Origin of the sequence: Mucilaginibacter robiniae, assembly GCF_012849215.1 — a bacterium.
Taxonomy (GTDB): domain Bacteria; phylum Bacteroidota; class Bacteroidia; order Sphingobacteriales; family Sphingobacteriaceae; genus Mucilaginibacter; species Mucilaginibacter robiniae.
Window position 1 is genome coordinate 4,631,763 of the sequence record NZ_CP051682.1, and the last position, 25,467, is coordinate 4,657,229.

The 25,467-nt window shown below is 39.7% G+C and carries 19 protein-coding genes; 10 read left to right on the forward strand and 9 right to left on the reverse strand.

Going from position 1 to position 25,467, the window contains the following annotated elements:
- Nucleotides 1–36 precede the first annotated feature (36 nt).
- A complete protein-coding gene (locus HH214_RS20320) occupies nt 37–525 on the reverse strand; it encodes a DUF4268 domain-containing protein (RefSeq protein ID WP_315853180.1) in 489 nt (162 codons plus the stop codon).
- Nucleotides 526–571: 46 nt separating this feature from the next.
- On the opposite strand from HH214_RS20320, the gene HH214_RS20325 reads away from it, so the two are divergent.
- Nucleotides 572–1,525: an SMP-30/gluconolactonase/LRE family protein gene (locus tag HH214_RS20325; protein WP_169610768.1), complete on the forward strand. Its 954-nt coding sequence runs from the start codon at nt 572–574 to the stop codon at nt 1,523–1,525.
- Nucleotides 1,526–1,633: 108 nt separating this feature from the next.
- Here HH214_RS20325 and HH214_RS20330 read toward each other — a convergent pair whose 3' ends face one another.
- The 5 genes from HH214_RS20330 to HH214_RS20350 all read right to left on the reverse strand — a co-directional run bounded on the left by HH214_RS20330 (nt 1,634) and on the right by HH214_RS20350 (nt 12,847).
- Nucleotides 1,634–4,066 carry a prolyl oligopeptidase family serine peptidase gene (locus HH214_RS20330; protein WP_169610770.1) on the reverse strand — a complete coding sequence of 811 codons (2,433 nt, stop codon included), beginning with the start codon at nt 4,064–4,066 and terminating at the stop codon, nt 1,634–1,636.
- Between the two features lie 146 nt (nt 4,067–4,212).
- Nucleotides 4,213–4,902 carry a class I SAM-dependent methyltransferase gene (locus HH214_RS20335; protein ID WP_169610771.1) on the reverse strand — a complete coding sequence of 230 codons (690 nt, stop codon included), beginning with the start codon at nt 4,900–4,902 and terminating at the stop codon, nt 4,213–4,215.
- Between the two features lie 39 nt (nt 4,903–4,941).
- Nucleotides 4,942–5,367, reverse strand: a complete 426-nt coding sequence (locus tag HH214_RS20340; RefSeq protein ID WP_169610773.1) for an aspartyl protease family protein — start codon at nt 5,365–5,367, stop codon at nt 4,942–4,944.
- A gap of 52 nt (nt 5,368–5,419) precedes the next feature.
- On the reverse strand, nt 5,420–7,675 hold the full coding sequence (tamL, locus tag HH214_RS20345) for a translocation and assembly module lipoprotein TamL (protein WP_169610775.1): 2,256 nt from the start codon (nt 7,673–7,675) through the stop codon (nt 5,420–5,422).
- A gap of 3 nt (nt 7,676–7,678) precedes the next feature.
- A complete protein-coding gene (locus HH214_RS20350) occupies nt 7,679–12,847 on the reverse strand; it encodes a translocation/assembly module TamB domain-containing protein (protein ID WP_169610777.1) in 5,169 nt (1,722 codons plus the stop codon).
- 132 nt (nt 12,848–12,979) lie between these two features.
- Here HH214_RS20350 and HH214_RS20355 point away from each other — a divergent pair, with 132 nt between their 5' ends.
- From HH214_RS20355 to HH214_RS20370, 4 genes are all read left to right on the forward strand, one after another.
- On the forward strand, nt 12,980–13,696 hold the full coding sequence (locus HH214_RS20355; protein WP_248282160.1) for a DUF92 domain-containing protein: 717 nt from the start codon (nt 12,980–12,982) through the stop codon (nt 13,694–13,696).
- Nucleotides 13,697–13,765: 69 nt separating this feature from the next.
- Complete coding sequence (locus tag HH214_RS20360; protein WP_169610778.1) at nt 13,766–14,272, forward strand: GbsR/MarR family transcriptional regulator; 507 nt, start codon at nt 13,766–13,768, stop codon at nt 14,270–14,272.
- A 54-nt stretch (nt 14,273–14,326) separates the two neighbouring features.
- Complete coding sequence (locus HH214_RS20365) at nt 14,327–15,142, forward strand: DCC1-like thiol-disulfide oxidoreductase family protein (protein ID WP_169610780.1); 816 nt, start codon at nt 14,327–14,329, stop codon at nt 15,140–15,142.
- A 4-nt stretch (nt 15,143–15,146) separates the two neighbouring features.
- Nucleotides 15,147–16,064 (forward strand): TIGR01777 family oxidoreductase, encoded by a 918-nt coding sequence (locus HH214_RS20370; protein WP_169610782.1) that lies wholly within the window; start codon nt 15,147–15,149, stop codon nt 16,062–16,064.
- Between the two features lie 32 nt (nt 16,065–16,096).
- On the opposite strand, the gene HH214_RS20375 is transcribed toward HH214_RS20370, so the two are convergent.
- The gene (locus HH214_RS20375; RefSeq protein ID WP_169610783.1) at nt 16,097–18,520 is read right to left on the reverse strand and encodes an AsmA family protein; all 2,424 of its coding nucleotides are present in this window, start codon (nt 18,518–18,520) and stop codon (nt 16,097–16,099) included.
- Nucleotides 18,521–18,711: 191 nt separating this feature from the next.
- Between HH214_RS20375 and HH214_RS20380 the strand changes: the two genes are divergently transcribed.
- The 5 genes from HH214_RS20380 (at nt 18,712) to HH214_RS20400 (ending at nt 24,313) form a co-directional block, all read left to right on the forward strand.
- Complete coding sequence (locus tag HH214_RS20380; RefSeq protein ID WP_169610785.1) at nt 18,712–18,906, forward strand: cold-shock protein; 195 nt, start codon at nt 18,712–18,714, stop codon at nt 18,904–18,906.
- Nucleotides 18,907–19,021: 115 nt separating this feature from the next.
- Complete coding sequence (locus HH214_RS20385; RefSeq protein WP_248282161.1) at nt 19,022–19,192, forward strand: hypothetical protein; 171 nt, start codon at nt 19,022–19,024, stop codon at nt 19,190–19,192.
- Nucleotides 19,193–19,340: 148 nt separating this feature from the next.
- Nucleotides 19,341–20,246, forward strand: coding sequence for a DUF1338 domain-containing protein (locus HH214_RS20390; protein ID WP_169610789.1), 906 nt, complete (start codon nt 19,341–19,343; stop codon nt 20,244–20,246).
- A 4-nt stretch (nt 20,247–20,250) separates the two neighbouring features.
- Entirely contained in the window at nt 20,251–23,184 is a 2,934-nt protein-coding gene (locus tag HH214_RS20395) for an FAD-binding and (Fe-S)-binding domain-containing protein (protein WP_169611236.1), read from the forward strand.
- A gap of 82 nt (nt 23,185–23,266) precedes the next feature.
- Nucleotides 23,267–24,313, forward strand: coding sequence for an LLM class flavin-dependent oxidoreductase (locus HH214_RS20400; RefSeq protein ID WP_169610791.1), 1,047 nt, complete (start codon nt 23,267–23,269; stop codon nt 24,311–24,313).
- Between the two features lie 100 nt (nt 24,314–24,413).
- Here HH214_RS20400 and HH214_RS20405 read toward each other — a convergent pair whose 3' ends face one another.
- Complete coding sequence (locus tag HH214_RS20405; RefSeq protein WP_169610793.1) at nt 24,414–24,950, reverse strand: glycoside hydrolase family protein; 537 nt, start codon at nt 24,948–24,950, stop codon at nt 24,414–24,416.
- Nucleotides 24,951–24,989: 39 nt separating this feature from the next.
- Entirely contained in the window at nt 24,990–25,415 is a 426-nt protein-coding gene (locus HH214_RS20410) for a glycoside hydrolase family protein (protein ID WP_169610795.1), read from the reverse strand.
- Nucleotides 25,416–25,467 lie beyond the last annotated feature (52 nt).

A 25,467-nucleotide genomic window follows, 5' to 3' on the forward strand; every position in this document is an offset into this window, starting at 1 on the left:
AGATTAACATGCGCATTTGAATAAAGTTGTTTCAAACTACTTTAAAGCATCAAAACTATATTTAGCATCGCTCCAGAACTCATCTAAAGCAACAATGCGCGGCTTGAAAAATGATATAAGTTTGGGCCAGTCGTCCCGATTAAAAATGCTTACGCCAGATAATTCTTTATAGATCCGGCTAATAGTTTTACCGTATTCGCCTGTGCTGTGTAAATTCCAGGTCCATTCTTCCTGCAGTGCATCATGCAGTACCAACTTTAATTCTTGAAACTGTTCAAAAAACAACTCCTGTATGCCAGTATCCGGGTGTGAGATTTCAATACCAATTGATGCTGAACGATTTTCGACCTGCATCCGGAAATTAACGTATTTGATACATGTTTTATAATTAATCCAGTTGATGCGCAAACCTTCGGCAGAGGGTTGGGGAGCAATGTACTGCCCAAAAGTAGTCCAGAAAGTTTGTTTAATTTGTGAAGATTGCTCTTTACTATACATGCGAATATATAAGTCGGCAACAAGCAACTTGTTTTAGTTTAAATAATTCCGACTTTTGGCAAAACTAACTACTATGAAATCGATCAGCAAATTATTTGCGGTAGGTGTATGGCTATCAACAGCCGTTTTTGCAGCTCAGTTGCAAGCCTCTAAAATTATAACACATTCAACAGTTGCCACAGATTCTACTTATTCAACAATAGGATTATTCGATGCACAAACCCGACCTGTACAGGTAAGTAAGCAGTTTGAATTTACTGAAGGGCCAGCGGTTGACAAAAAAGGTAATGTGTTTTTTACCGATCAGCCTAATGATGCTATTTGGGAGTATGATACGCAAGGCAAGCTATCCAAATTTGCTGGCCCTAGTGGCCGATCAAACGGTATGTATTTCGACCGGAAAGGAAACCTGATTTCTTGTGCTGATGATAATAATGAACTTATTTCGTTCAGCCCGGATAAGAAAAGAACCGTGTTGTTAAAAAATTTTGAAGGGCATCGGTTAAACGGACCTAATGACTTATGGGTAGATGCCCATGGAGGTATTTACTTTACCGATCCGCTTTATGTACGCGATTATTGGAATGGCCGCAAACCGGACATCTCCGGCGAAAAAGTATATTACCTACCATCAGGTAAAACTGAAGCACAAGTATTACCAATACAGGTACAAAAGCCTAATGGCATTGTAGGTACAGCCGATGGCAAGTACCTGTTTGTAGCGGATATTGGCGCCAATAAAACCTACAAGTTTGACATTGCCGCCGATGGTAAATTAACTAACCAGCGGCTATTTACGCAGCAAGGCTCAGATGGAATGACGCTGGATAGCCAAGGTAATGTGTATTTAACTGGTTCAAAAGGGGTTTATATTTACAATCCGCAAGGCATACAAATTGGCTTGATTGCCATAGCCGAGCCTTGGACTGCCAACGTTGCTTTTGGTGGCAAGCATAAAGATGTGCTTTTTATCACCGCATCAAAAGCAGTATATACTATGCAGATGAAAGTTCATGGTATAGAATAAAACAACTACATACTGACACTAAGCGGTCAATACGAATTTGCTAATAAACCAAAGAGGTGAAACATGGATACATGTTTCACCTCTTTGGTTTAAATATGAATGTACAGATTATTTTGCTTGTGCGGTTTGCATAGGTTTAGCACCTTTTACATAGGTGTTCATCCACTCGTTGATTTCCCAAAGCTTGTGCAAAAGGTTTTCCCGTCCGCGGTAGCCATGAGCTTCGTATGGTAAAAACACAAAGCGTACGGTACCACCAAAACCTTTAATGGCGTTGAACAAACGCTCGCTATTAATAGGGAAGGTGCCAGGGTTATCATCAGCATCCCCATGTATTAAAAGTATCGGCGTTTTTATTTGATTAGCAAAGCTGAACGGACTCATGTCATAATACAATTTAGGATCATCCCAATATGTACGGTCTTCATTCTGGAAACCAAAGGGAGTAAGCGTACGGTTATAAGCACCACTTTCGGCAATACCGGCCTTAAACAAACCAGTATGTGCTAATAGGTTAGCTGTCATGAAGGCACCATAGCTATGTCCGCCTACAGCAACTCGGTTTCGGTCGCCCACGCCCATATCAGCCAGTTTGTTGATTGCGGCTTCAGCATTCAACTGTAATTGTTCCACAAAGGTATCGTTTGGCTTTTTGCCGTCTTTGGCAACAATCGGCATTTCTGCATTATCTAATATAGCATAGCCCTGCGTTACAAAGAAGATTGGGCTACCACCGCCAATTACTGTAAACCGGTTTTCAGAACCACGAACCTGTGCCGCATCATCAGCCGAATTATACTCACGTGGGTAAGCCCAAATTAATACCGGCAACGGTCCGTCTTTATCCTTGTTGTAACCTTTAGGCAGATATAAATCGCCGGTCATATCTATACCGTCTGCACGTTTATATTTTACTTTTTGTTTGGTTACACCGGCAAGGCCAGGATAAGGGTTAGTGAAGCGGGTAACTGCTATATCAGCTCCTGACTGACTCAAGTTTTTGATATAGTAATTAGGAACTTCAGTTTTAGATTCACGCCGGGTTAAAACAATTAGTTTGTTCGGATCAATTACATCTACCACACTTTCATAATATCCTTCGCCACAACGCCATACAATGTCACTTTTTTTAGTGTTTAGGTCATACTTCGCTAAAAAAGGCAAATCGCCTTTAGGTGATGAACCAATTGGGTTGTTGTATAACAACTTAGTACCATTACCTGTTAATAAAATCACATCGCGGCCATAATTATTCTTAGTCGTTACAGGTTGCCCCAATGCACTGTAAGCATCCGTCTCGTTACGGTCATACAGCTTTTCTAAAACACCAGTGCTAGCATTAAACCGGCTAACACGCGTTGTTTGATTTGAACGAGAATTTTCACTCACCAAAGCTAACGTAGCATTGCCCCATTGTACATTGCGGTAACGCAATTGTGTTTTAAACAATTCTTTAGGTTCACCTGTAAAGGGTGCACTTAAAGCATATACAGCATCATGGTATTCTACTTTCTTTTTAATCATACCGCTATCCAATGGGTGTGCCCAGGTTATGGTAGCCGATTCATCATCCCGCCAGTCAAAATCGCGAGATATATTCTGCACATTATCATAGCCGGATGGTCTGCCTTCTGATGAGGGCAGCGTAGCTAATGTTTTTACCAGTTTACCATTCAAGTCAGTAATTTGTATAGTAGAAGGGAAGCCTTGTGCAGTTACTAAGTAGGAAAAAGGCTTACGGATAGTACGTTCCAGTATATATTTTTTATCGGGTGATATGCTTACACTACTGTAAATCTGCGGCTTACCTATAGGTGTTTCTATACCATTTTTGTTACGTACCAGTTGCGAAGTGCCATAAAATTCAAATAGCTGTTCATCATAGGGTGTTTTAATTAAATCCTCATAAGTGGCACTTGGGGCTGCTTTTCCTAAATTTTGCTGAATAACCGGACCTTTAGGCATTAAGGGCTTGGCTGGAGCTGCACTTACAGGTTTAGCTGCCGTATAGTACAACACCGTATTCGGATCAGTCCATACTACACGAGCGTTCAGTATAGTGTTTAATGGCTGTTTATTGATTTTGGTGGCTTTGTGGGCAGCTACATCAATTACGTACAGATCAACACCCTTTGCGGTAGTTTGTGTAAAGCTGATTTTTGTTTCATTCGTATTCCAAGTTGGCAAACCAGCGTAAAGAGGAGCAGGCAAGCCGACAATTGTATAGGTTTGACCAGTTTTTACATTTTTCAGGGTGAACCCACTAATAAAATTTTGCCGACTAAGTGCAAAGTTGTTTGGATTGATGCGTAAGCCGGCTATACGTAGTTCTGGGCGTGCTAATTCTTCAACAGAGGGGTAAGAGTTCCGGTCGCTGAGCAGCATCCATTCTCCCTTAGCATTCAGGCTTACCGAAGGGGTGGGTTTAGCCAAGAGTAAATCGGCCATTGCCTTAGGAGGCATCTGGTAGCCAGTTGCATCCTGGGCCTTTACCCATACACCGGATGCTATTAGAAGCGCACATAAAAATGTTTTTTTCATACACTGTGGAGTTGATTTGTAGTTGAGTGTGAAGGAAATTTACAGAAAAGTTCCTTTATAGTACTCGATACTTTCTAAATACCACAGCTTTTTTACATAATGTTTGTTTTTTAACTGCTATTTAGCTTTTATGCATTACAAAATTGCTAAATAGTAGTTAACCGAACTAAATATTGCTGGTATTCATCTTCATATAATACTTCAGTAGCAAAGCCAGCTTCATTCGCTACTTCAAGTAGGCTTTGCTCGTCAACATATAGCCAATTAAACCAGTTGGATTTTTGTTGTTTGTATTGATACTGATAAGCAATTTCGCCGTAATAAACCTGATTAGCAGGCAGGTTACCATCATACAAGTAAGTTACATCAGATGAATCGAAGAGTAACTGACCGCCAGGTTCTAACAAGCTTTTCATATGTAGTAGTAAAGCTGGTAAATCTTTTAGTGTTCCGGCTAAACCTATACCATTCATCAACAATAATAAAGTATCGTAAGTGGTACCTGAATAGGTGAATATATCTGCTTGCTGCACTTTGTGTACGCCACGTGCCTGCATTACATTTATGGCTAGTGGTGATATGTCTAAAGCGGTTACGTCATACCCTCGGGTTTGCAGTTCCAGTGCATGGCTGCCCGCAGCAGCGCCAATATCCAGAACTTTGCCCCGGCACTCGTTCATCGCCAGCCATTCCAAATCAGTCATGTCGTCTTCATTCCTGAAATAAATAGCCAGGTCCATGAGCTCACGTTCGCCATAACGGTTATTAATCCAGAGTTTGCCTGGAGAGTTCTGGAACTGATAGTCATACAGGGCTTTGCCTAAAACATCACTCATGTTGAATATGGGAAATAGAAAAAACTAGGTGTGCTACTGTCATATTTCTAAACGAAGCGTAAGTTTATTATAGTTAATTACCGCTTTGTATTGCATCAAGATATCGCCGCCTAATACACCCAGTACCTGCGGATGATTCAACTGCTGATAGGCTTGATTGATGGTGGACAAATCTAATACGGCTACTTCAAAGTTGAGGAGTGAAAGCTTACCTATTTTAAAGTTATTTAAAATGGCACTGTAGGATGCCATAGTTGTAGTACCTAACCCAGCCGACAAGCGTTCGGAAGCTGTAATATTCAAGCTATTCTGAACTTCTAAAAGCATTGATTGGTCAAACACTGTTTTTGATGCGCCAGTATCCAGCACTATGTTAAAACGGGTATTAAAAACGAAAGCTTCCACCAAAAGGTGGAAGCCATCATCATTTAAATCTATTACTTGTAAGGGAATGGTAGTTTTCATGAATGCTGCAAAGCTAAGCATCACTTTTCAAAGCTTTGTTTTTTAATCATGATTAGAATGGATATCCGATAGCTAAGTTAAAAACCATGCCCGGAGTAGAGGTGCTACTATTTGACCAAGGCTTCAATATTGGGAAACCAAAGTCGGTACGTAGTACTATTACACTGGCATCAAACCGTAAACCAAAGCCGGCATCAGCAGCCATTTGACTTAAAAACTTTGATGAGAAAACACCATTTTCCTGACCCGGATGGCTTCTGTAGTTCCAGATATTACCGGCATCCACAAATAAGGCGCCGTACACGATGCTGAATAGTTTAGGCCTGAACTCAATGTTACCTTCTATCTTGATATCACCTGATTGATCGGCCAGGAAAGCGTTGCTAGATGGGTTTACAGAAGTAGGATCAACAGCACCTGGGCCGATTGACCTTGCCCGGAAACCACGTAAGCTGTTTGCACCGCCAATAAAGAACTGTTGGCTATAAGGTAATATCGTGGAGTTTCCGTAAGGAATACCCAAACCTACAATTAACCGGGTTGCTATTTGGCTACTCAATCCTACTTTATGGAAGTAACGTATTTCATTCTCCAATTTAACATATTGATTAAAGTTGGTGCCAAATAAAGTTTTAGGTTTACCATTCAAAGTATCTGCTCCCATAACCAAACCCAATATATTACCGGATAAGCTAATGCGACCATTGTAATAAATGGTGTTCGTTCTGTAGGTTTCTGTAGTGTTCGTATAAGTATAACTATAGCTTGGACCGAACGTAAACTGAGGGTCGATAACGTGTTTCAAAGATGGGTTCCGTGTTTTGCGGATACTATCTGTATATACAGAATCTACCTTCAATGGATTGACGTAAGTAACATTTAATAAATTTAACTCGTGCGTTTTGTGATTGCTTTGTTTCCATTGGTAACCAAATGAACCATTGAAAGAGTTCAGGTTATATAAACCACTACGGTTAACCACAGAATAGCCTAGCGAAAAGTTTGTACGTGGTATATAAGCATTATCAGCCTTGAAGTTAAACGGACTAATAAAGCGAGGCCATGATAAAGTAGTTTGAATACCTACTTGCGAAAGAGCATGACCGCCGTAACTGCTGGCAATCTGGCCATCGGTACTTCCGAACAAAGTAACAGTCAGGTTTTCGGCGCCTTTAAAAGCGTTACGGTTACGCCAGTTTAAATTTAACTGTGTACCATTGTAGTTGGCCGAAGTTGAACGGAACAGGGCATCAAACGAAAGTGATTTTTTAGGATACTGTGTCAGGAAGTAAAAGGCATCCATTTTAGATGAATCCTGACCAACTTCCTGAAAACGATTTCTTACAAACTTAAATGGCCCAAGCTCAACAAAACGGCTTAATGAATTAGTGTGGTCTGTACGGTTGTAAACTTCGCCTGGATGCAGTAAAACAGTGTTCTTAAATACGAACGGTTTAACTGTTCTTCTACGACGATCAATTACATTGTACCAACGATACTTTACGGCTGAATCCAGTTTTAAAGCTGTGTCACGCAAGGTGTAGGCTGGGTACACATAAATGTTATTGATGGTGTAAATACGACGAGCTTTGTTAGGGGTATTATCTTTAACCTTTAAAAAAGCATCTACCTGATGACCCGCAATGGTTGAGTCGATTTGTACAATTAAATCTTCCGGAGCAAAATAGTAGAATCCTTCTTCTTTCAAACGAGCATCAATACGTAAACGCTCGTTCTTGATAATGTCCAGATTGTATTTGTTACCCGGTTTCAAGAAGGTTTTGGCTGATGTTCCGGTAACAGCTGTATCTAAACTTCCTTTACCTGTTGGGAAAGTAATGTTACGGTATTTATAAGCTGGACCTGCCTGCACAATGTAAACCGCTTTGGCTACTTTAGCTTTGGCAACAGTATCACCGCTAACCTGCGCCTGAAAATAGCTTTCGTTTTGTAAGCGGTTCTGCAATATTTGACTGTTTTTTTGCAAATCAACCGAACTGGCCAGTATAGGCGGTTCACCAAACTTGGTATTCAGCCAATGTTTTAAACCTTTAGTTTTTGTAGTTCTTGTTTTTTGATAAATGTACAACTTAATACGTAAGCCTAAAATCTTACCGTTTGGCGCTGGTCGTAACAAACCTTGCAGTTCGCTTGATAAGGCTTTAGCATCATTCTTTTTAATGTCTTTATCAGCAATCTTAACCTCGCCGCCGGTATATAGCTTTTGTCCGGCCGGCAAGTCTTTGGTGGTGCTGCAAGCGCTAAAAAGTAATGATATTAATAATAAATAGGTTAAATGTTTAATCATGATTTAGTTAGTGGGGGTTTGCTTAGGCTCAGTGGCTTGTATAGGCTCGCTTTGAGTCTGTTGCTCCTTTTTTTCCTGCTCTTGCTCTTTTTTGTCTTCTTTCTTCTCCTTGTTCTCTTCTTTTTTGCGTTTTTGCAATTCTTTATCTCGTCTAGTTGATTTCGAGAATATTTCTTTGAAATGATTGTAATCAACAGTTAAGGTAAAGCCGATACCTGTTTCAACCACTTGACCTTGAATTACGATGTACTGATCGCGTCTGTAGGCTCTTAACATGTAACGGCCATCTTTCGTTAACCGGTAGTTAACCGTAACGTTGCCGGCTATGTTGCTCGTTTTCTCGCCCGGTTGTGACTGACCTTCCAGTTGGAAGTTGTTACCAACAGTAACCGTTAACCGGTCATTTAAGAAACGTTTGGATAAACCTACGTTCAAATCTGTTCGGTTCTGTTCTACACCTGTTGAGTAATCTTGACCGGATGATAAATCGAAGTTCAAATTAACACCACCAATTAGGTTACCAGCCAATTTATTCAATTGGTTAGAAAGCAAGCTGCTTACACTATTACGTACGGCACCTTCAACCCCGGCGCTGCCACCTTGACTTTGTAGTGGGTTATCACCAATAAAATGGCCCAGCACCAATACGCCTAATACCTGTTTATTCAATTCATTAGTATCACGGCGAATTTGTTGTAAGCGAGTATTCACGTTGTCAATTACATCTTGTGATACGGTATAGTTGCTATCAGGCAGTACAATGTCAAAGCTAATTTTTGGTGTAAGTAACTGATTAGTTAAATTCAGATTTACATTGAATGGTAACTTTTCTTTATATACTGTACGTTGCGCATCAGTACCACCAATTTGGTCTTCAACCAAGTCAATCGGCGGAACGTTAGCTAAGTAAACAGCGGTGATGTTAATATTAGCCAAGGTTGGATCGCCAGCCCAAGTAATGGTACTGCCAGACTTAAATTTAAAGAGGCGGTTAACTGGTCCATATGATAATTGATAAGAACCTTCGTTAACTACATATGTACCAGTCAAGCTGGTTTTACCACTTGGGTCAATACCACCATTTAAATGTGCTTCACCCTGAATATGTACTACGTCGCCGTTACGTGGGTCAATTACTACATTGAAGTTGGCATTTTTGTTAATGTTAACAGTTGCAGTAACATCTAAACCAGTTACTTCTGATTTTCGTAACGAATCTAACTGCTTCGCCATCAAAATGGAATCGAGTTTAGGCGCATCCTTATCAATAAACTCTACTACGCCTTTTCGGTCTTCCACACTCGGGTCGTCGGCCGGTAATACAAAGGTCATGTCTGTTTTATCGTTTACCGTCAAGGTTGCATCTACAACCGGCTTATTCATATCGCCACGTACTTTGATACGGCTATCTAAGTACAGTTTACCATAATACAATTTATTATCAGCCTGAGTAGAATTAATTACCCGGAAATTATCAGTTCTGATATCGATACCAAATTTATAGTCGGTATAAGTTTGGGTATATAAAGTACCAGTTACTATAGCTTTATTGCCGGTTGAGTCGACCAACGTAAAGTCATTGAAGCGGACACCTTCATTGTTGAAGGTAATACTTTCGTTAGGCATACTGAAGTAGGAGTTCAGCATGGCTACGTTAAAGCCAACTTTATTAAAGTTAATATCTCCACGTACTTGCGGAGCAGATGTAGTTCCGGTAACTTTTAGTTGTCCGGTAATATTACCTGTGGCTTCTTTGATGGATCCGAAACTGAATCCCTCAATGCTCTTCATGCCGAGGTTTACAATATTCAAATTTAAATCAAGGCGACCAGCTGGTGTTCCGGTATAATACAAACCATTTAAATCAACCTGATTGCCTTTGCCGGTGATGCTTACATTAGCTGCATAGGCGTTAGCAGTTTGATTGTTTACTTTAATAGCAATGTTACCAACAGTATCACCTTTAAAGTTAAAATCATTAATGTTGAGTGCGGAGGTAAATACCGGCGAAGTTTGAACATTACTAACCACTGCATTACCATTAATTGTACCGCCAATCAGCAGCGAATCTTGCTGGGCTAAACGGGTTAAGGTTTCAATTTTAAAGTTATTGAAAGATACAGTTAATGGGGCATTAGCTTGTGGCGGATTACTGGTAATGCTTAATACTTGGTTATTGTTGGTAATAGCAAAATCACGAGCTAAAATGCCTTTAGGGCCATATTGGAAAGAGTTATTAGGGTTAACTGCCCATTCGGTATAATCAAGCAATAAGCCGTTTTGCAAAAAGCTGAACTGATAAGCACCAGGCACTACATTAAATATACCGGCAATACGGTAGCGTTCTTTCTGTGCAGCATCACGTATCTGCACGCTTAAATTCAATTTATTGTTCTGGGCATTACCGCTGATGCTTGGATACAGTAGCTTCAAGCTGCTGCCAGCCTGTATCTGATCAAAGGTAAGGCTGTAGTTTAAAGCATTATTATTGGTGTTTATATTGATTTTGCCGTTGCTTACTACGTTAGTGCCATAAATGATTTTAGGCATATTACCATTTACCAATAACTGACCGGATTGACTATCAAAACTTCCGTTAATCAGGATAGGGTCTAGCTGCTTCAGATCAGGAGCAAACTGAGTTACCAAAGGTGTTTTGACAATACGCAGATCAAACTTAAATTGCTCTGGCGAGTACTTAGCCGGTCCAGTTGGACGAGCAGCTGGTGTAGCGGCTAAAGCTGTATTAAAGTATTTGTTTACTTCGCCTTGCAATGCTGTACCGATTTCAGTTAACTTATACTTGCCGCCAAGGTGTGCGTACAAGAATGGCGTTTTCAGGCGGAGGCTGCTGCTATCTGCATTAGCAGTTGCTTTAACACTTACGGTATCCAGTTGTATCCGTTGGCCTTTATTTACCAATAACATATCGGTTAGTTGAATATTACCATTCAAATAATCCGGATCAGCAGTTGGAACATCAGCAACTAACTTACCATGAAAACGAATATCATCTTTTACAAAGTTCAGTTTTTGTAAATTAATGCTATCTACCAGTAAGTTTGCAGTAACTGATGGATATTTTTTGTTCATGTTAGCCTTTCCATCTAATGTAAAATTGATGTTCGGGTCTTTCATGCGTGCATTAATTACATAGCTGCCGTTGCGGGCTGTACCTCTGGCTACTAAGTTGCGGTAATTGTAGCCCTTTACTTGTGCACTAACTACATCGGCAGCAAATTGTACATTCAAGTGTTTAGGATCGATACCTGAACCATTTACCTTAGCAGCAAGCGTTAAACGACCAACGGTTTGCGGCATTTTGGTTAAAGCACCTGCATTCAGATTATTAACTTTTACATTAGCTGCATAGATAAGATGATTTACATCCGTAGCATTTTTTACGTGCGCGATAGCATCAACACTGCCATAGCTGGAACGCAGGTTTAATTGCGTGTTTAAATCTTTCATGCTGCCTTTCAGTTTACCTTTCAGGCTGAGGTATTCAGGAATACTAACACTAGTTGGTATAGTGCCGCGAGGGGCTAATTTGAATATATCGCTACGATTGGTTGTAAAGTCGGTTAGGTTAACATCAAAGTAAGCTTTGTTCACATCTGGCAAGCCTTTTAGTACAGCTGATGTTTTGATATGGGTTCCTGATAAACCGCTTACTTCAAAATTCGGGATATTCAGATTGTTAACAGCACCCATAATCCGGCCATTGATTTTGAACACCGCGTTTGGCGTACTGCGGAATGGCTCCATGCTGGCCATCGTTGGCATCAACAGCAGTACATCGCGTAAACCCAAACGGCTGCCATCCAGGTTAGCGTTGATGCTTAACTTGCTTATATCATTACTTAAGGTAGCAATAGAAGGATAAGCTACCTGTACATCTTTTTGCAAAACTGTTTGTGGTGTTTCCACATACAAATTCTTTAAGTAAGCATTTTTAGGCCCGTAAAAAAAGTTGGTATGAAACTCCTTTAAGGCAAAACCACTCTTATCATTAAAGGTAAGTTGGTTTACTTTACCAGCAATGGTGTCGGGGTTATATGACAGGTTCTCGATATCAGCCGTTAGGTCTTTGATATTCATGTGGGCAAAATCCAACCCTCTGCGTAAAGGAGATTGCGCATCATTATCAAAACGGATATCGTTATTAGCTAAAGTTAATTTACCTAAAGCAACACTCCAGCCCTTAGATGCTTGTGGCTTGCTAACCAATGTGTCCAGCTTTTTAACTGTTTTCACTACTGCTTTAACTACAGTTTGCGGCTTAGCTAAGGTTAAACCAGCACGAGTATCATTCAGTTCAATGCTTTTAATACCTACCTTTTGATTTTTCAAATCAATTTTATCCATTTCCACTGTAAATGCGCCTAGGTTCACATGGGCTTTCATTTCATTGGTTCGGTAATTAACTTTAATCTTATTTAGGTCGATAGTACCCAAATTTAAAGTTAGGTTCATGGGTTTTGTAGCTGTATCTACGGCAGCAGCCTGAGCCACTGATGAACCTGAAGGTGTTTGAATCACCACAGCATCTACATCCGAAAGATTAATTTTCGGAATGCTGAACTTCATTTTGTCTAAATCGAAATCTTTAATGCGGGTATCAAAGTGGCCTAATAAAAACTTAACATTATTACCCGTAGTCACATCTTTGTAAGATACATTGATGCGATCCAGAATAATTTTATCAAGTGCAAACTTCATGGTTGAAGTCGTATCTTCTGGTTTGGGCTCTTTCTTTTGTTCGCCGGCAAATGCTTTGATGATGTAATCAAAGTTAAACGTGCTGTCTTTATCACGGCTGATTTTAGTGGTAATGCCTTGCAGGTTGATTTCGTTTACCTCTACCTTTTTGTCAATAAGCTTCAGTAAATCAATATCTACTTTCAGCTTATCGCCAGCTAAAAGGGTGTCACGTTTTTGATCTTCAAAGTAAACATTTTCCAGAACAATGAGTTTAGGAAGACCCAGCGTTATGTGGCCGATCTGTACTTTAGTATGAATTTTGCCTTCTAAAAAGTTAACGGCTTTGTTTTTTGCAAATTGTTGTACAGCTGGTACCTGTATCAAAACAAATACAAGCAGCACCAGGAATATGACACTTGCAACTATCCAAAGTATGGTTTTTAAAGCTATACGTCCAAATTTTTCCAATTCAGTAGAGTTTTCGAAGGTGAAGATTGATTTGTACTTCAATAATACAAAATCTATGCAAAAAGGTTACTTTTTCGGCAATAATGAAGAATATATTTATCCACATTCGTAAATTTCAACCTTGATAAATCTATGTTGGTAGTTGATTATTCTGCTTTGGCGATCTTATTGCTAGGGGCATTTTTGAGTTATAAATATAAAAAGCTAACACTCAGTGCAGCCTTGGTTGGAGGAGTAACTGGCGCTCTTATATTTGCTGCTTCTGGTTACTGCGGCATAATGATGATGGCAGCTTTTTTCATTACTGGAACTGCAGCAACAGCATGGAAAGCACGCGAAAAGCAGCAGCTTAGAGGGGCAGAAGGCGACAAAAAACCACGCAAAGCCAGCCAGGTTATTGCTAATGCAGGCGTTGCTGGATTATTGGGTGCTGTTGCTTTAGTCATTCCACAATATAATATTATATTACAGTTACTTATAGCCTCTACTTTTTGTACTGCTACAGCTGACACATGGTCGTCAGAACTAGGAACTATCTATGGTAAACGCTTCATTAATATTTTAACCTTAAAGCCCGACAAGCCTGGCTTAGATGGCGTAATAAGTTTAGAAGGTACATTTATTGGAGTGATAGGCAGTCTGTTAATAGCTTTAATTTACAGCATTAGTAAAGGTGATTATTCCGCATTGGGTTGGCTGGTACTCTGTGGTACCTTAGGTAATCTGGTTGATTCTGTATTGGGAGCTGCACTGGAGAGGAAAAGTTACCTTAAAAATGATGCTGTAAATTTCTTAAATACCTTAGCAGCTGCTTTGTGTATGTTGTTAATAATTTGGCTTAGATCGTAATGATTATAAATTTGAAATAAACTTTCAATAAGTTTTGAAAGTTTATTTTGCAGTGTTTACATTTGCCTTATGGAACTAGTAGAAGCCAAGCAAAAATTTATTGAAACCTGGGGTAAATTAGGCTCAGAGTGGGGGATTAACCGTACTATGGCTCAGGTACATGCATTGCTGCTGCTTTCACCAGACTCATTAACTACAGAGGACATTATGCAAGCTTTAAGTATTTCTAGAGGCAATGCAAACATGACTTTGCGTGATTTGATAGGATGGGGGTTAGTTGAAAAACAACATCGCGCCGGCGAGCGCAAAGAATATTTTTTTGCAGATAAAGATATTTGGAACGTGGCCAGACAAGTGGCTCAGGAACGAAAAAAGCGAGAGTTGGACCCAATGGTTAAAGTTTTAAATGAACTTTCAGAACTTAAAGGTGACATGCAGGACCCAGAATTTAAAACCTTTAAAACTTCCGTTACCGATATCAATAAGTTAGCTAAAAACGTGAATAAAACTTTAGAAACTATGTTGAAAGCAGAAGAGTCGTGGTTTTGGGGTTCATTATTTAAGCTGTTCAAATAGCTTATTTTTTGCTTTAAACTTTCAAAAATTACTGAAAATATTATATAAACCATTATGAAAGCTTTAAAAAATCATGTTATTCTGTATGATGCAGAATGCCCTATGTGCAACTTATACACTAAAACCTTTGTAAATACAGGAATGCTTGACCATGATGGCCGAACCAGTTACCAAGATGTACCTCAAAGTATTTGCCCATTGGTAGATATGAAAAGAGCAGTAAACGAAATTGCTTTAGTAAACACTAATACTGGCGAAGTAAGTTATGGCGTAAACAGCTTATTTAAGGTAATCGCTTATTCTTTCCCGGCGTTCAAATGGTTGTTTTCTTTGCAGCCATTTGTTTGGTTGGCAAGTAAAATGTACGCGTTCATATCATATAACCGGCGGATAATTGTACCAGGATACTCTAAGCAGCACACTATTCAACCCGATTTTAAATTAACTTACCGGTTGGCTTACCTGCTGTTCACGTGGTTAGTAGTAGGTTATATTTTAACGCAGTATGCGCAGTTGTTACAAGGTGTTGTACCTGTAGGCAACACTTACAGAGAATATTGGATATGCGGCGGGCAAATTGTATTTCAGGGTTTAATAGCTGCATGGTATCAGCCTGATCAAAAATGGAATTATTTAGGCAACATGATGACTATTTCATTAATGGGCGCTTTGTTACTGCTACCTGCTTTTATAGTAAATCATCTGTTTAACATGTCTGCACTGCTTAATACAGGCTATTTTTTGATGGTAGCTGGCTTAATGTTGCTTGAACATGTACGCCGCACAAAGCTCTTGAACTTAGGCTGGTTACTTACCACAAGTTGGTTTGTCTATCGTGTATTGATTTTGGTAATCATCTTAAAATTCTAACAATATGAAAAAGTATCATAAAATAATTTTAGCAGGCGGCAATGGTTATTTAGGTACGGTGCTTAGCAACTATTATGAAAGCTTGGCAGACGAAGTAGTTGTACTGAGCCGTAATTTAAAATCACATAGTAACAATATTAGAACAGTGATATGGAATGGACAAACTCTTGGTGATTGGACAACTGAACTTGAAAATGCTGATTTACTAATTAACTTATGCGGTAAGAATGTGAACTGCCGTTATACAGAAAAAAATAAACAAGCAATTATCAGTTCCAGAATCATACCTACAGCTTTATTGGGTAAGGCAGTTAAGCAGTTGCAACATCCTCCTAAATTGTGGATTAATGTTACCTCAGCCACCATTTACCGTCATGCTGAAGATTGTGCACAAGATGAACTAAAAGGTGAAGAAGGTACCGGATTCTCCGTTGAAGTATGCCGCCTATGGGAAAAGACCTTTTTTGAAGCTGATATGCCTCATACACGCAAAATAGCTTTACGAATGGGTATTGTATTTGGAAAAGATGATGGTGTATATCCTCGTTTGTTAAACTTGGTAAAGCTGGGTTTAGGTGGTAAACAAGGTAACGGCAGGCAGCTTGTATCTTGGATACATGAGCAAGATGTGGCACAAATAACAGAATGGCTCCTTTTGCATCCTGAACTTGCTGGCATAATCAACTGCACGGCACCTGAGGTAATTAGTAATGCTCGTGAGATGATGTTTATACGGCAGGCTTACCATCGTACCTGGGGGCTACCAGCTCCTGAGTGGCTGCTGGGGATTGGAGCATTTGTAATTCGTACTGAAACAGAATTAATTTTAAAGAGCAGATGGGTTGTGCCTCAAATATTACTAGATAGTGGTTACAAGTTTACCTATCCAACATTTAAAAAAGCAGTGGAAAGCTTGTGTTAAAGCCAGAACTTTAACACAAGCTTATTTAATCATTATTTATGGTCATGATTCCAGCCTATTTTAATTTTTCCGTTTTCATCATCCTTAGCTACTAGATGAAGTACTAATCCTTTAAAACGGCGTTGTTGTAATTCGTCTTTATCTGTTATCCCTTCGTCGTTTTTAGGGTTTCTAAGCGGAACATCAAAGGCTATATTGGTGCCACGGCTCAAGGCGTAAGTACCAGCTACATCAGCATTAATTACACTGGAGTTGATTTGCATCGGGTTGATAATAATTTTGTCGCCATGTATGTCAAACTTAGCATTCAAACTAGGTATCACTATATCCTTCATGTTACGGAAAGGGAAGGCAAACCGGCCCACACTAACCAGCGGACTATAATCAAGTAATTCAGCATTGCTTAATTTCACATTAGCTACGCCTTTAATGGAACGAGGCACCAGGTTTCCGTTGTCAGTTATACCGCCACTAATATGCGCGGTGGCAGATAAAAAGCCTTTTAAATTTTGATAAGTAATACCGCTTAAGCCAAAATTGTCAAATGAACGAAAGAAATCGCGGACGTTAACCCTGTTAACGGTTGTGTTGATGTTAAAGCGGTTTAGGTTATCGCCTTGAATTAACCGGCCATTTAGTTCAAGTGAACCACCTGCATGTTGTACGCCCATATCTTTAATCAGGATACCGTCGGATACAGTTACCAATTCGGCATGTGCATTAGTAGCCAAAAAGTTCTTGTAAAAGAGCCTATCTATTTGAATGTGCATCACTGCATTGCCTTTATCCAAAACATCACCTAATTGATCAATAATATTATTGCTTGTGCGTTTATGAACTACTTTACTCACGTGTTTTTTGGCACTCAAAAAACCTAAAAACTCAGCCAGGTGTATTTGCGGACTATGTACTTGCCAGGTTAATAAAACTTTTTCCGGTGCATCATAATAGAAGTTCAGGAAGTTACTTACCCGGCCTTCCATAGTTAAACTGCTATGTCCGCTTTGCAATTTAATATTACTTAATATCAAGTCGTTACCGGCAAAGCGCATAGATAATGAGGTATGTGTTAATGCCAAGTTTCTTGGAACGTAAGTAAAGCTTGCATCCTTAATATTGATATCACCGCTCACTACAGGTTTTTTTAAGCGAAAATCGATAATATCAGCTTTATAGTGCAGCTGCAAACTAGCTGTACCTGCACCAAACTTTGCAATATCATCGCCAGCTAAACCATTCAAATTAGATATAGGAAAACTGGATTTTATATTACCTACGGCGATAGGTTTATGTAAATTGATGATAGAACCTGTATCAATACTAAAAGGCAAATTGTTGTATTTACCTGTTAAATGATAAAGCTTAATAGCCGAATTTTCATCATTCAGCCCTTTGCCATTTTGGTAATTGTTCGTGAAAACACCGGTAAAGCTGCAATTATTAATTACACCACCCGGTGTAGTTACGGTATTATTAACTACGTTACCGGTAACATTCAACAACGGATCTCCGCCACCAAAACTACCGGCTATTTGGGCTTTAACCGCTATAGGCTTTGCCAGATTAAACTTGTTCAGCGTTTGGGTAATATTAGCAGCCAAAAGCGATGCTGCATGTTTCCAAAGTATTTGATTAGCTGCTACACGGATATCAAAGTTAACTGGTTTACCACCTGTCTTAAATATAGCGTTAATAGCAAACTGATCATTGCCTATAGATAGGGCGTCAGATACTACACTGATTTTTTTTGTATCTTCATTATAGCCGGCAATCAATCTTCCGGCAATGAACTCACCTTTAATAAAGGCACCATTGTCTGTATTGAAGGCTAAACTTTGCGCTTGCACTTTTAATTGCAAGTCGGCGTGCCACCCCGAATCAGGGTAAGTCATTTTACCTTCCAGATTGTTAATATCAAAAGCGAACAGCTTGTTCTTTTTTTGATTGTTTAGGGCAAAGCTTACATTATTTAAGCTAATTTTACCAAATTCTGCAGATGAGCTGCTATTATCGTTCGACTTGTCTTTTGGTTTATTCTTCTTTTTAAATAGATCTGTATTACTGTAACCAGTACTGTCGGTATACAAATCAATAGCGGCATTGCTAATATCAATATGATTGACACTGATAGCACCCCTAAGTAACGCTGCGGTATTTACACCTACATTAAAGTTCTTTGCATCTAATAAAGTATGATGATGCTCTGGCCATCTTTTATCACGAACTAATACATTTTTCAAGGTCAATGACACATTGGGAAATCCTTGAAAAAAGGAAGGTTGCATGTCGCCAATGGTAATGGTGCCATTTAGATTTTTGTTTAGCTCCTGGTTAACTAATGCCAGTACTTTCTTTTTATTAAACGTAATATATAAAGTAAGCGAAAGGGTAATCAAAACAATTACACCAACTAGTACAGCTAATATTTTAAGAATAGTTTTTAACCATTTAGGCATAAGGAGTATTTTATGGGTAAATAGTTTAAAGTAGAAATTTGTTTTGTTAGCAACGTAACGATTTGATTTTATAGATTGCTTATAATTAAGTATTTAAGCCATGTATATTGAATTATTGGAAAATAAATTTACCTAAAGTAAATAATAGACCAATTATAATACTTACCTTGCATACTTATTAATAAAATATAATGCAAAAAGAAGGAACAGTAAAGTTTTTCAATACCGAAAAAGGTTTTGGATTCATCTCTCAGAGTGATAACAGAAGTGATATTTTTGTACACTCTACTGGCCTCATCGACCAAATTCGTGAAAACGATAAAGTACAGTTTGATGTAGAAGAAGGCAGAAAAGGCCTTAACGCGGTAAATGTAAAAGTAATTTAATTAGTACTATAAAATTAATCGTAAAGCACCTGCCTGTATAAGGCAGGTGCTTTTTGTTTCTATAAATTTTGTTAACCTGAAAATTTATAATATGGCGAAATCACAAGCAACATACATGAAGAAACAGCTTGAAAAAAACAAGCAAAAGAAGAAAGAAGATAAAGCACAACGAAAACAGGAACGTAAGCAAAACTCATCCGGTGGCGATCTGGAAAATATGATTGCGTATGTAAATGAGTTTGGTGAAATCAGTTCAACACCGCCTGATACTACAAATACCAATTAGGGTAAAAAATAATCAATAAAAAGCTGCTTCGTTAAAAGCAGCTTTTTGTATTTCCGGATATATTTCTGTCAATTTCAGATATAATAGGCAAGGTAAATTCCTTTATTTACTTTTGACTATTCTCCAAAAGCATCAAGCAACTTCTGGCATGAAATTTGATCAACATACGCCTTTAGATATATTTCTGAACATGCTCTTTGAGCGCTATGCAGCCAAGGTTCCGGCCGTTAAAAGAATAACTAGCGCCTTAATAGAAAATGGTGTAGTAAACTCGCAGCAGGAAATTGTAAATGACCATATTGCTTTCCGTACTTTGGGCGTACCTAACTTAGGTATTGCATCATTTGAAAAGATATTCCTGCATCATGGCTATCAAAAGCGTGATTACTACTATTTTGAAGGCAAAAAGCTGAATGCTTACTGGTATGCACCACCTTCACCAGTATATCCGCGCATTTTTATTAGCGAATTAATTGTTGATACCCTTTCAGAAGCTGCACAGCAAATTATACATCAGTACACGAAAGGTACTCACACTGATCCGGTAGATCGGCTGGATTTAGATAATGGGCAGCAAGTGGGAGAGTTCTTTCACCAAGCTCTTTGGCAATTACCCACCAAGCAGGATTATGAAACACTGCTTGCAGAAAGTGAATATGCTGCCTGGGTTATTTACAACCGTTACTATTTAAACCATTATACCATAAGCGTGCACTCTTTAAAAGAAGGCTACAATATGCTAGCCGAGTTTGATGCGTTTGTAGAAAGCTTAGGCATTAAGCTGAATAATGCTGGCGGCATCATGAAAGTAAGCGAAGACGGATTGTTGCGCCAAAGCAGCACTGTAGCCGAAATGCAGAATGCCACCTTTGCCGATGGCGAAACCATGCCGATAGCTGGCAGCTATGTAGAATTTGCAGAAAGATTAGTTTTACCTGAATACCAGCATCTGCCATTAACGGATATTAAAGCGGAGCACAGAAGAGATGGGTTTGAAACCAATAACGCAGATAAAATTTTTGAAAGCACTTACACCGGCCAAACTAAAGCCTGATGTAATAGAACAACAGTTGCAGTTGTTGGCCGAGCAATTGAAAGGTGAACTGCATACGGGTTCAACTATGCGTATTTTATACGCTACTGATGCTTCTGCTTATGCTGAAATGCCGCTGGCTGTAGCTATCCCGCGTTCAGTAGAGGATATTAAGCTGCTTATAAACTTTGCTCAAAAGGAAGGCACCTCTTTAATACCTCGAACTGCAGGTACGTCACTTGCCGGGCAGGTGGTCGGTAATGGAATCGTAGTCGATGTATCCAAACACTTTAAACAGATATTGGAACTAAACACTACCGAAAGATGGGTACGTGTGCAACCGGGCGTAGTCCGCGATGAGTTGAATTTATTTTTGAAGCCTAACGGCTTACTTTTTGGTCCTGAAACATCCACTGCTAACCGCGCCATGATTGGCGGTATGGTAGGTAATAACTCGTGTGGCTCCAACTCCTTAGTTTACCGGAGCACACGCGAACATACATTAGAAATAAAAGCCATATTGAGCGATGGTTCGGAAGCAGAGTTCAAGGTACTCAGCTTTGATGATTTCATTAATAAATGTTCAGGCTCATCGTTAGAATCAGCTATCTATCGATCTATTCGAAGCCAGTTAAGCAATTATGAAAACCAGGTAGAAATCAGAGCAAACTTTCCGAAGAAAAGTATAGAACGCCGCAATACCGGCTATGCTGTTGATGTTCTGTTAGAAACAGCACCCTTTACGGCAGGCGGTGAAGAGTTTGATTTTTGCAAGTTACTGGCCGGTTCGGAAGGCACGCTGGCTTTCATTACCGAAATCAAATTAAACTTGATGCCTTTACCGCCCAAGGAAGCAGGTTTACTTTGTGTACATTTCAACAGTATCGATGAAGCTTTACGTGCTAATTTGATTGCGCTAAAGTATAACCCAAGTGCGAGTGAGCTAATTGACCATTACATACTGGAATGTACAAAAGACAATTTAGAACAACGGCAAAACCGCTTTTTTGTACAGGGAGATCCGGGAGCTATTCTAGTAGTTGAATATGCCCGGCACACGCGCGAAGAGGTGATTAACATAGCCACGCAAGTAGAAAATGAAATGCGCTCAGGTGGTTTAGGTTACCACTTTCCTTTATTATTTGGTGCTGATACCAAACGGATATGGAACTTACGTAAAGCCGGACTAGGCTTACTCAGCAACTTGCCGGGGGATGATAAAGCTGTACCGGTAATTGAGGATACCGCTGTAGATGTACAGGATTTGCCAGCCTACATTCGAGATTTCAACAAGATTTTAGAAAAGCATGGCTTGTACTCAGTGCATTATGCACATGCTGGTTCGGGCGAAATACATTTACGTCCCATCATTAACTTGAAAACGGTTGAAGGTAATCAGCTATTTCGCACCATTGCGCAGGAGATTGCTGTATTGGTTAAAAGATATAATGGTTCATTAAGTGGTGAGCATGGCGATGGCCGTTTGCGGGGCGAGTTTATTGAACAAATGATTGGTTCTAAAAACTACCAGCTGCTCAAAGAAATCAAACACACCTGGGATCCGAAACATATTTTTAACCCCGGTAAAATTGTAGATACGCCACCTATGAATACCATGCTGCGCTATACGCCAGGCCAGCAAACACCATCATTTAAAACGGTGTTTCGGTACCCAAACCAGGATGTACTACAACATGCTGAACAGTGTAATGGTTCGGGCGATTGCCGCAAGTCGCACTTGATGGGCGGAACCATGTGCCCGTCGTACATGGCAACCCGAAATGAAAAAGATACTACCCGTGCACGAGCTAATATCCTACGAACGTTCCTGACCCATTCGGATAAGCTAAATCGATTTAACCATGAGGAAATTAAGGAAGTCATGGATTTATGCATCAGCTGCAAAGGCTGTAAGTCCGAATGTCCTTCCAACGTGGATATGGCAAAACTAAAAGCCGAATTCTTGCAGCAATATCAGGATGCAAATGGGGTACCGTTCCGGTCGAAGCTGATTGCCAACTACACCAAATCTGCTCAAATAGGAGCTTGGATGCCAGGGTTGTATAATTTAGTAATGACAGGTAAAGCTACCAGTAACTTGATTAAAAGAATAGCCGGCTTTGCTCCAGAACGATCTATACCTAAGCTACATCAGTTTACCTTAAAGCGCTGGTTTGATAAACGCAAGGGTAGTAACTCCTATGCCACGGATAATTTGAAAGCTAAAGGTAAGGTTTACTTTTTCTGTGATGAATTTACTAATTACCAGGATACTGAAATTGGTATGAAAGCTATATTGCTTCTGGAACGATTAAGTTATGAGGTCATCATTCCAGAACATTTAGAAAGTGGCAGAGCCTCGTTATCCAAAGGGTTACTACGTTCAGCTAAGAAAATTGCTCAACAAAATGTAGCTCTGCTAAGCCCAATTATTTCTGAAAGCACACCATTGATTGGTTTAGAGCCTTCTGCTATATTAACATTCAGGGATGAGTACGTAGATTTAGTAGATGACGATCAATTGCAAGCTGCTCAGCAGTTAGCCAGACATTCTTACTTGATTGATGAGTTTTTATCACAAGAGTTCAAAAAAGGCAACATCACCAAAGCACAATTTACGCAAGAGAAAAAGTTAATTCAGTTGCATGGGCATTGTCAGCAAAAAGCATGGTCGGCTCAGGGAGCTTCTCAGGTCATACTCTCACTGCCGGAAAATTATGAAGTACAAACTATCCCGTCTGGTTGTTGTGGCATGGCCGGTTCCTTCGGGTATGAAAAGGAGCACTATGCCATTTCTATGCAAATTGCCGAGTTGGTGCTTTTGCCCACTATTCGCGAGCAGGGTGATGATGTTATTATAGCAGCAACCGGAACCAGTTGCCGCCACCAGATTAAAGACGGAATTGGCCGGAAAGCTTTACATCCGGTTGAAGTGTTGTATGATGCTTTGATTGACTAAATTGCTTTTCACCTGAAACGAAGACGCCAACAGTTCGTTACCTTTATAGTTTCCACGTAGCTTTATACTCAGATACAATAAAATGGAATTAGGAATTAGTACATTCGGAGAAGTAACGCCTGATGGGGTTGCCGGTAGAGCCGTACATGCTCATCAGCGTGTACAAGAGTTGTTAGAAGAAGTAAAACTTGCCGATGAAGTTGGCTTGGACGTATTTGCTTTTGGCGAACACCACCGCCCTGACTTTGTGATTTCGGCTCCTGAAATTTTTATGGCTGCTGCTGCTGCTGTTACTAAAAATATTAAGCTCTCCAGCTCTGTTACTGTACTAAGTTCTACTGATCCGGTACGGACCTTCCAAAATTTTGCCACTGTTGATTTGATTTCCGGCGGCAGAGCAGAAATGATTGCAGGACGAGGCTCATTCATCGAATCTTTTCCTTTATTCGGTTACAATCTGGATGATTATGATGAATTGTTTACTGAAAAACTTGCCCTGTTATTACAAATTAACCAGCAGGAAGTGGTGAACTGGCAAGGTAAGTTCCGGGCACCCATACCTAACAGAGGTATTTATCCAAGACCCTATCAGGAAGCTATACCAGTATGGTTGGGCGTAGGTGGTACACCAGCATCAGCAATCCGCACCGGTAAACTGGGTTTGCCCATGATGATTGCCATTTTGTGTAGTTCGCCTCAGCAGTTCATATCCTTTGTAGAACTCTACCGTGAATCAGCACAAAAGGCAGGTCATGATGTAAATCAATTACAATTGGGTATCAGTTCGCAATTCTTAGTAGCCGAAACTTCAGCCCAAGCTGTTGATGCGTTTTACCCATCTTACGAAGCCTTGATGAATCGGGTAGGGCGCGATCGTGGATGGTCGCCCATGACACGGCATCAGTTTGAGTCGTTACGCAAATTTGGTCCGTTGGTAGTAGGCGATGTGCAATTAGCTATAGACAAGATTATGGAACAATATGAAATGTTTCATAACACCCGCTTTTTAGCCCAGCTGGTTACCGGTTTAACACCGCATAAAGATGTATTAAAAGCAATTGAATTATTGGGCACCAAAATAGCGCCAGTGGTGAGGAAAGAAACAGGTTTGTCTAAACCTACCGAATAGAAACTTCTAAGAATAATTTTCATTATAAATTAAGTTCCGGTAAGCGAGTAATGTTGCGTATTAAGGCAATGAACAAGATGGTATACACCATCTTCATGCTTTAAAACTTCATATCTAAGTGCCAGTTGATCGCCAATTTCTGCGCTTCTTTTCTAGTTAATTGTATAACAGCCGGATGTTTCGGGATAGAAAAATTTGTAGCCTTCATAATACCCTCATTAAAATGCCCCAGATTAGTGAAGTTAATAAAGTCTGAAGTTTCACTGAAGCCGAAATTGTTAGGGCGTATACTGTAAATGTCGTAAATCAGCACCCATTTGTTTTGGCCTATTCGCTTATAAATGGTGGGTGCTTCGCATCCGCCTTTTTCTGGATCATACCATTTAGCGTCATACTTGTAGCCTGTATTTACAGAATCAGATATGGCTTGCTTAATACCGGCAGTACCATCATGTGAGCAGTAAAACATATGGTATTGATTACCTACTTTGGTGATATCCGCATCAATGTATGGAACGCCATTGGGGTATTCAAATAAAGATTTAGGCAAAGTTTCCATACTGGTGAAATCTTTGTTCATGTAAGTATAGTAAACCTTTTCCTTACCCGAGCCAAAACGCATGGTGAAATACAGCATTGTTTTGTTGTTATTTTCATCGTAAACCATTTCAGGAGCCTATGCGCATCCAATATCGGTTAGTTCAGGAAAAGCTCTATCTACCCTTAAAACCTTGTGTGACCAGTGAATCAAATCCTTAGATTTCATCAGCACCAATCCACGATTATTACCCCAGCCGTACGCTTTACCATCACGTTCCCACTGCGTGGTACGATACCCTTGTTTTTGGGCGTAAATGTGCAAATCAGTAAGCGCCAGATAAAACATCCCATCGGGTGAACGATAGATGTATGGATCTCTTATACCTTTTTGTTCGGCAATTGTGTCGCCAGCAATAATGGGCTTACCATTGTTTACATCAGTAAAACTGTTACCGTCTGCGCTTAAAGCCATGTATAAACCATGCGTATCATCTTTAAAGTACACCATTAAATAAGCACGCATCTTTTTTTCTGATGGTCTATTATCTTTCTTTTGTGCCAAACAGCAGATTGGTAATAGGAATATCAAAGCTATTGCTTTCAGACAGTTAGAT

What these genes read in the sequence shown, in the direction of transcription:
- HH214_RS20355 (WP_248282160.1), top strand. Translation starts at nt 12,980, where the DNA reads ATGTTGGTAGTTGATTATTCTGCTTTGGCGATCTTATTGCTAGGGGCA.
- tamL (WP_169610775.1), bottom strand. Translation starts at nt 7,675, where the DNA reads ATGATTAAACATTTAACCTATTTATTATTAATATCATTACTTTTTAGC.
- HH214_RS20360 (WP_169610778.1), top strand. Translation starts at nt 13,766, where the DNA reads ATGGAACTAGTAGAAGCCAAGCAAAAATTTATTGAAACCTGGGGTAAA.
- HH214_RS20325 (WP_169610768.1), top strand. Translation starts at nt 572, where the DNA reads ATGAAATCGATCAGCAAATTATTTGCGGTAGGTGTATGGCTATCAACA.
- HH214_RS20380 (WP_169610785.1), top strand. Translation starts at nt 18,712, where the DNA reads ATGCAAAAAGAAGGAACAGTAAAGTTTTTCAATACCGAAAAAGGTTTT.
- HH214_RS20400 (WP_169610791.1), top strand. Translation starts at nt 23,267, where the DNA reads ATGGAATTAGGAATTAGTACATTCGGAGAAGTAACGCCTGATGGGGTT.
- HH214_RS20375 (WP_169610783.1), bottom strand. Translation starts at nt 18,520, where the DNA reads ATGCCTAAATGGTTAAAAACTATTCTTAAAATATTAGCTGTACTAGTT.
- HH214_RS20340 (WP_169610773.1), bottom strand. Translation starts at nt 5,367, where the DNA reads ATGAAAACTACCATTCCCTTACAAGTAATAGATTTAAATGATGATGGC.
- HH214_RS20370 (WP_169610782.1), top strand. Translation starts at nt 15,147, where the DNA reads ATGAAAAAGTATCATAAAATAATTTTAGCAGGCGGCAATGGTTATTTA.
- HH214_RS20405 (WP_169610793.1), bottom strand. Translation starts at nt 24,950, where the DNA reads ATGCTGTATTTCACCATGCGTTTTGGCTCGGGTAAGGAAAAGGTTTAC.
- HH214_RS20330 (WP_169610770.1), bottom strand. Translation starts at nt 4,066, where the DNA reads ATGAAAAAAACATTTTTATGTGCGCTTCTAATAGCATCCGGTGTATGG.
- HH214_RS20385 (WP_248282161.1), top strand. Translation starts at nt 19,022, where the DNA reads ATGAAGAAACAGCTTGAAAAAAACAAGCAAAAGAAGAAAGAAGATAAA.
- HH214_RS20390 (WP_169610789.1), top strand. Translation starts at nt 19,341, where the DNA reads ATGAAATTTGATCAACATACGCCTTTAGATATATTTCTGAACATGCTC.
- HH214_RS20335 (WP_169610771.1), bottom strand. Translation starts at nt 4,902, where the DNA reads ATGAGTGATGTTTTAGGCAAAGCCCTGTATGACTATCAGTTCCAGAAC.
- HH214_RS20365 (WP_169610780.1), top strand. Translation starts at nt 14,327, where the DNA reads ATGAAAGCTTTAAAAAATCATGTTATTCTGTATGATGCAGAATGCCCT.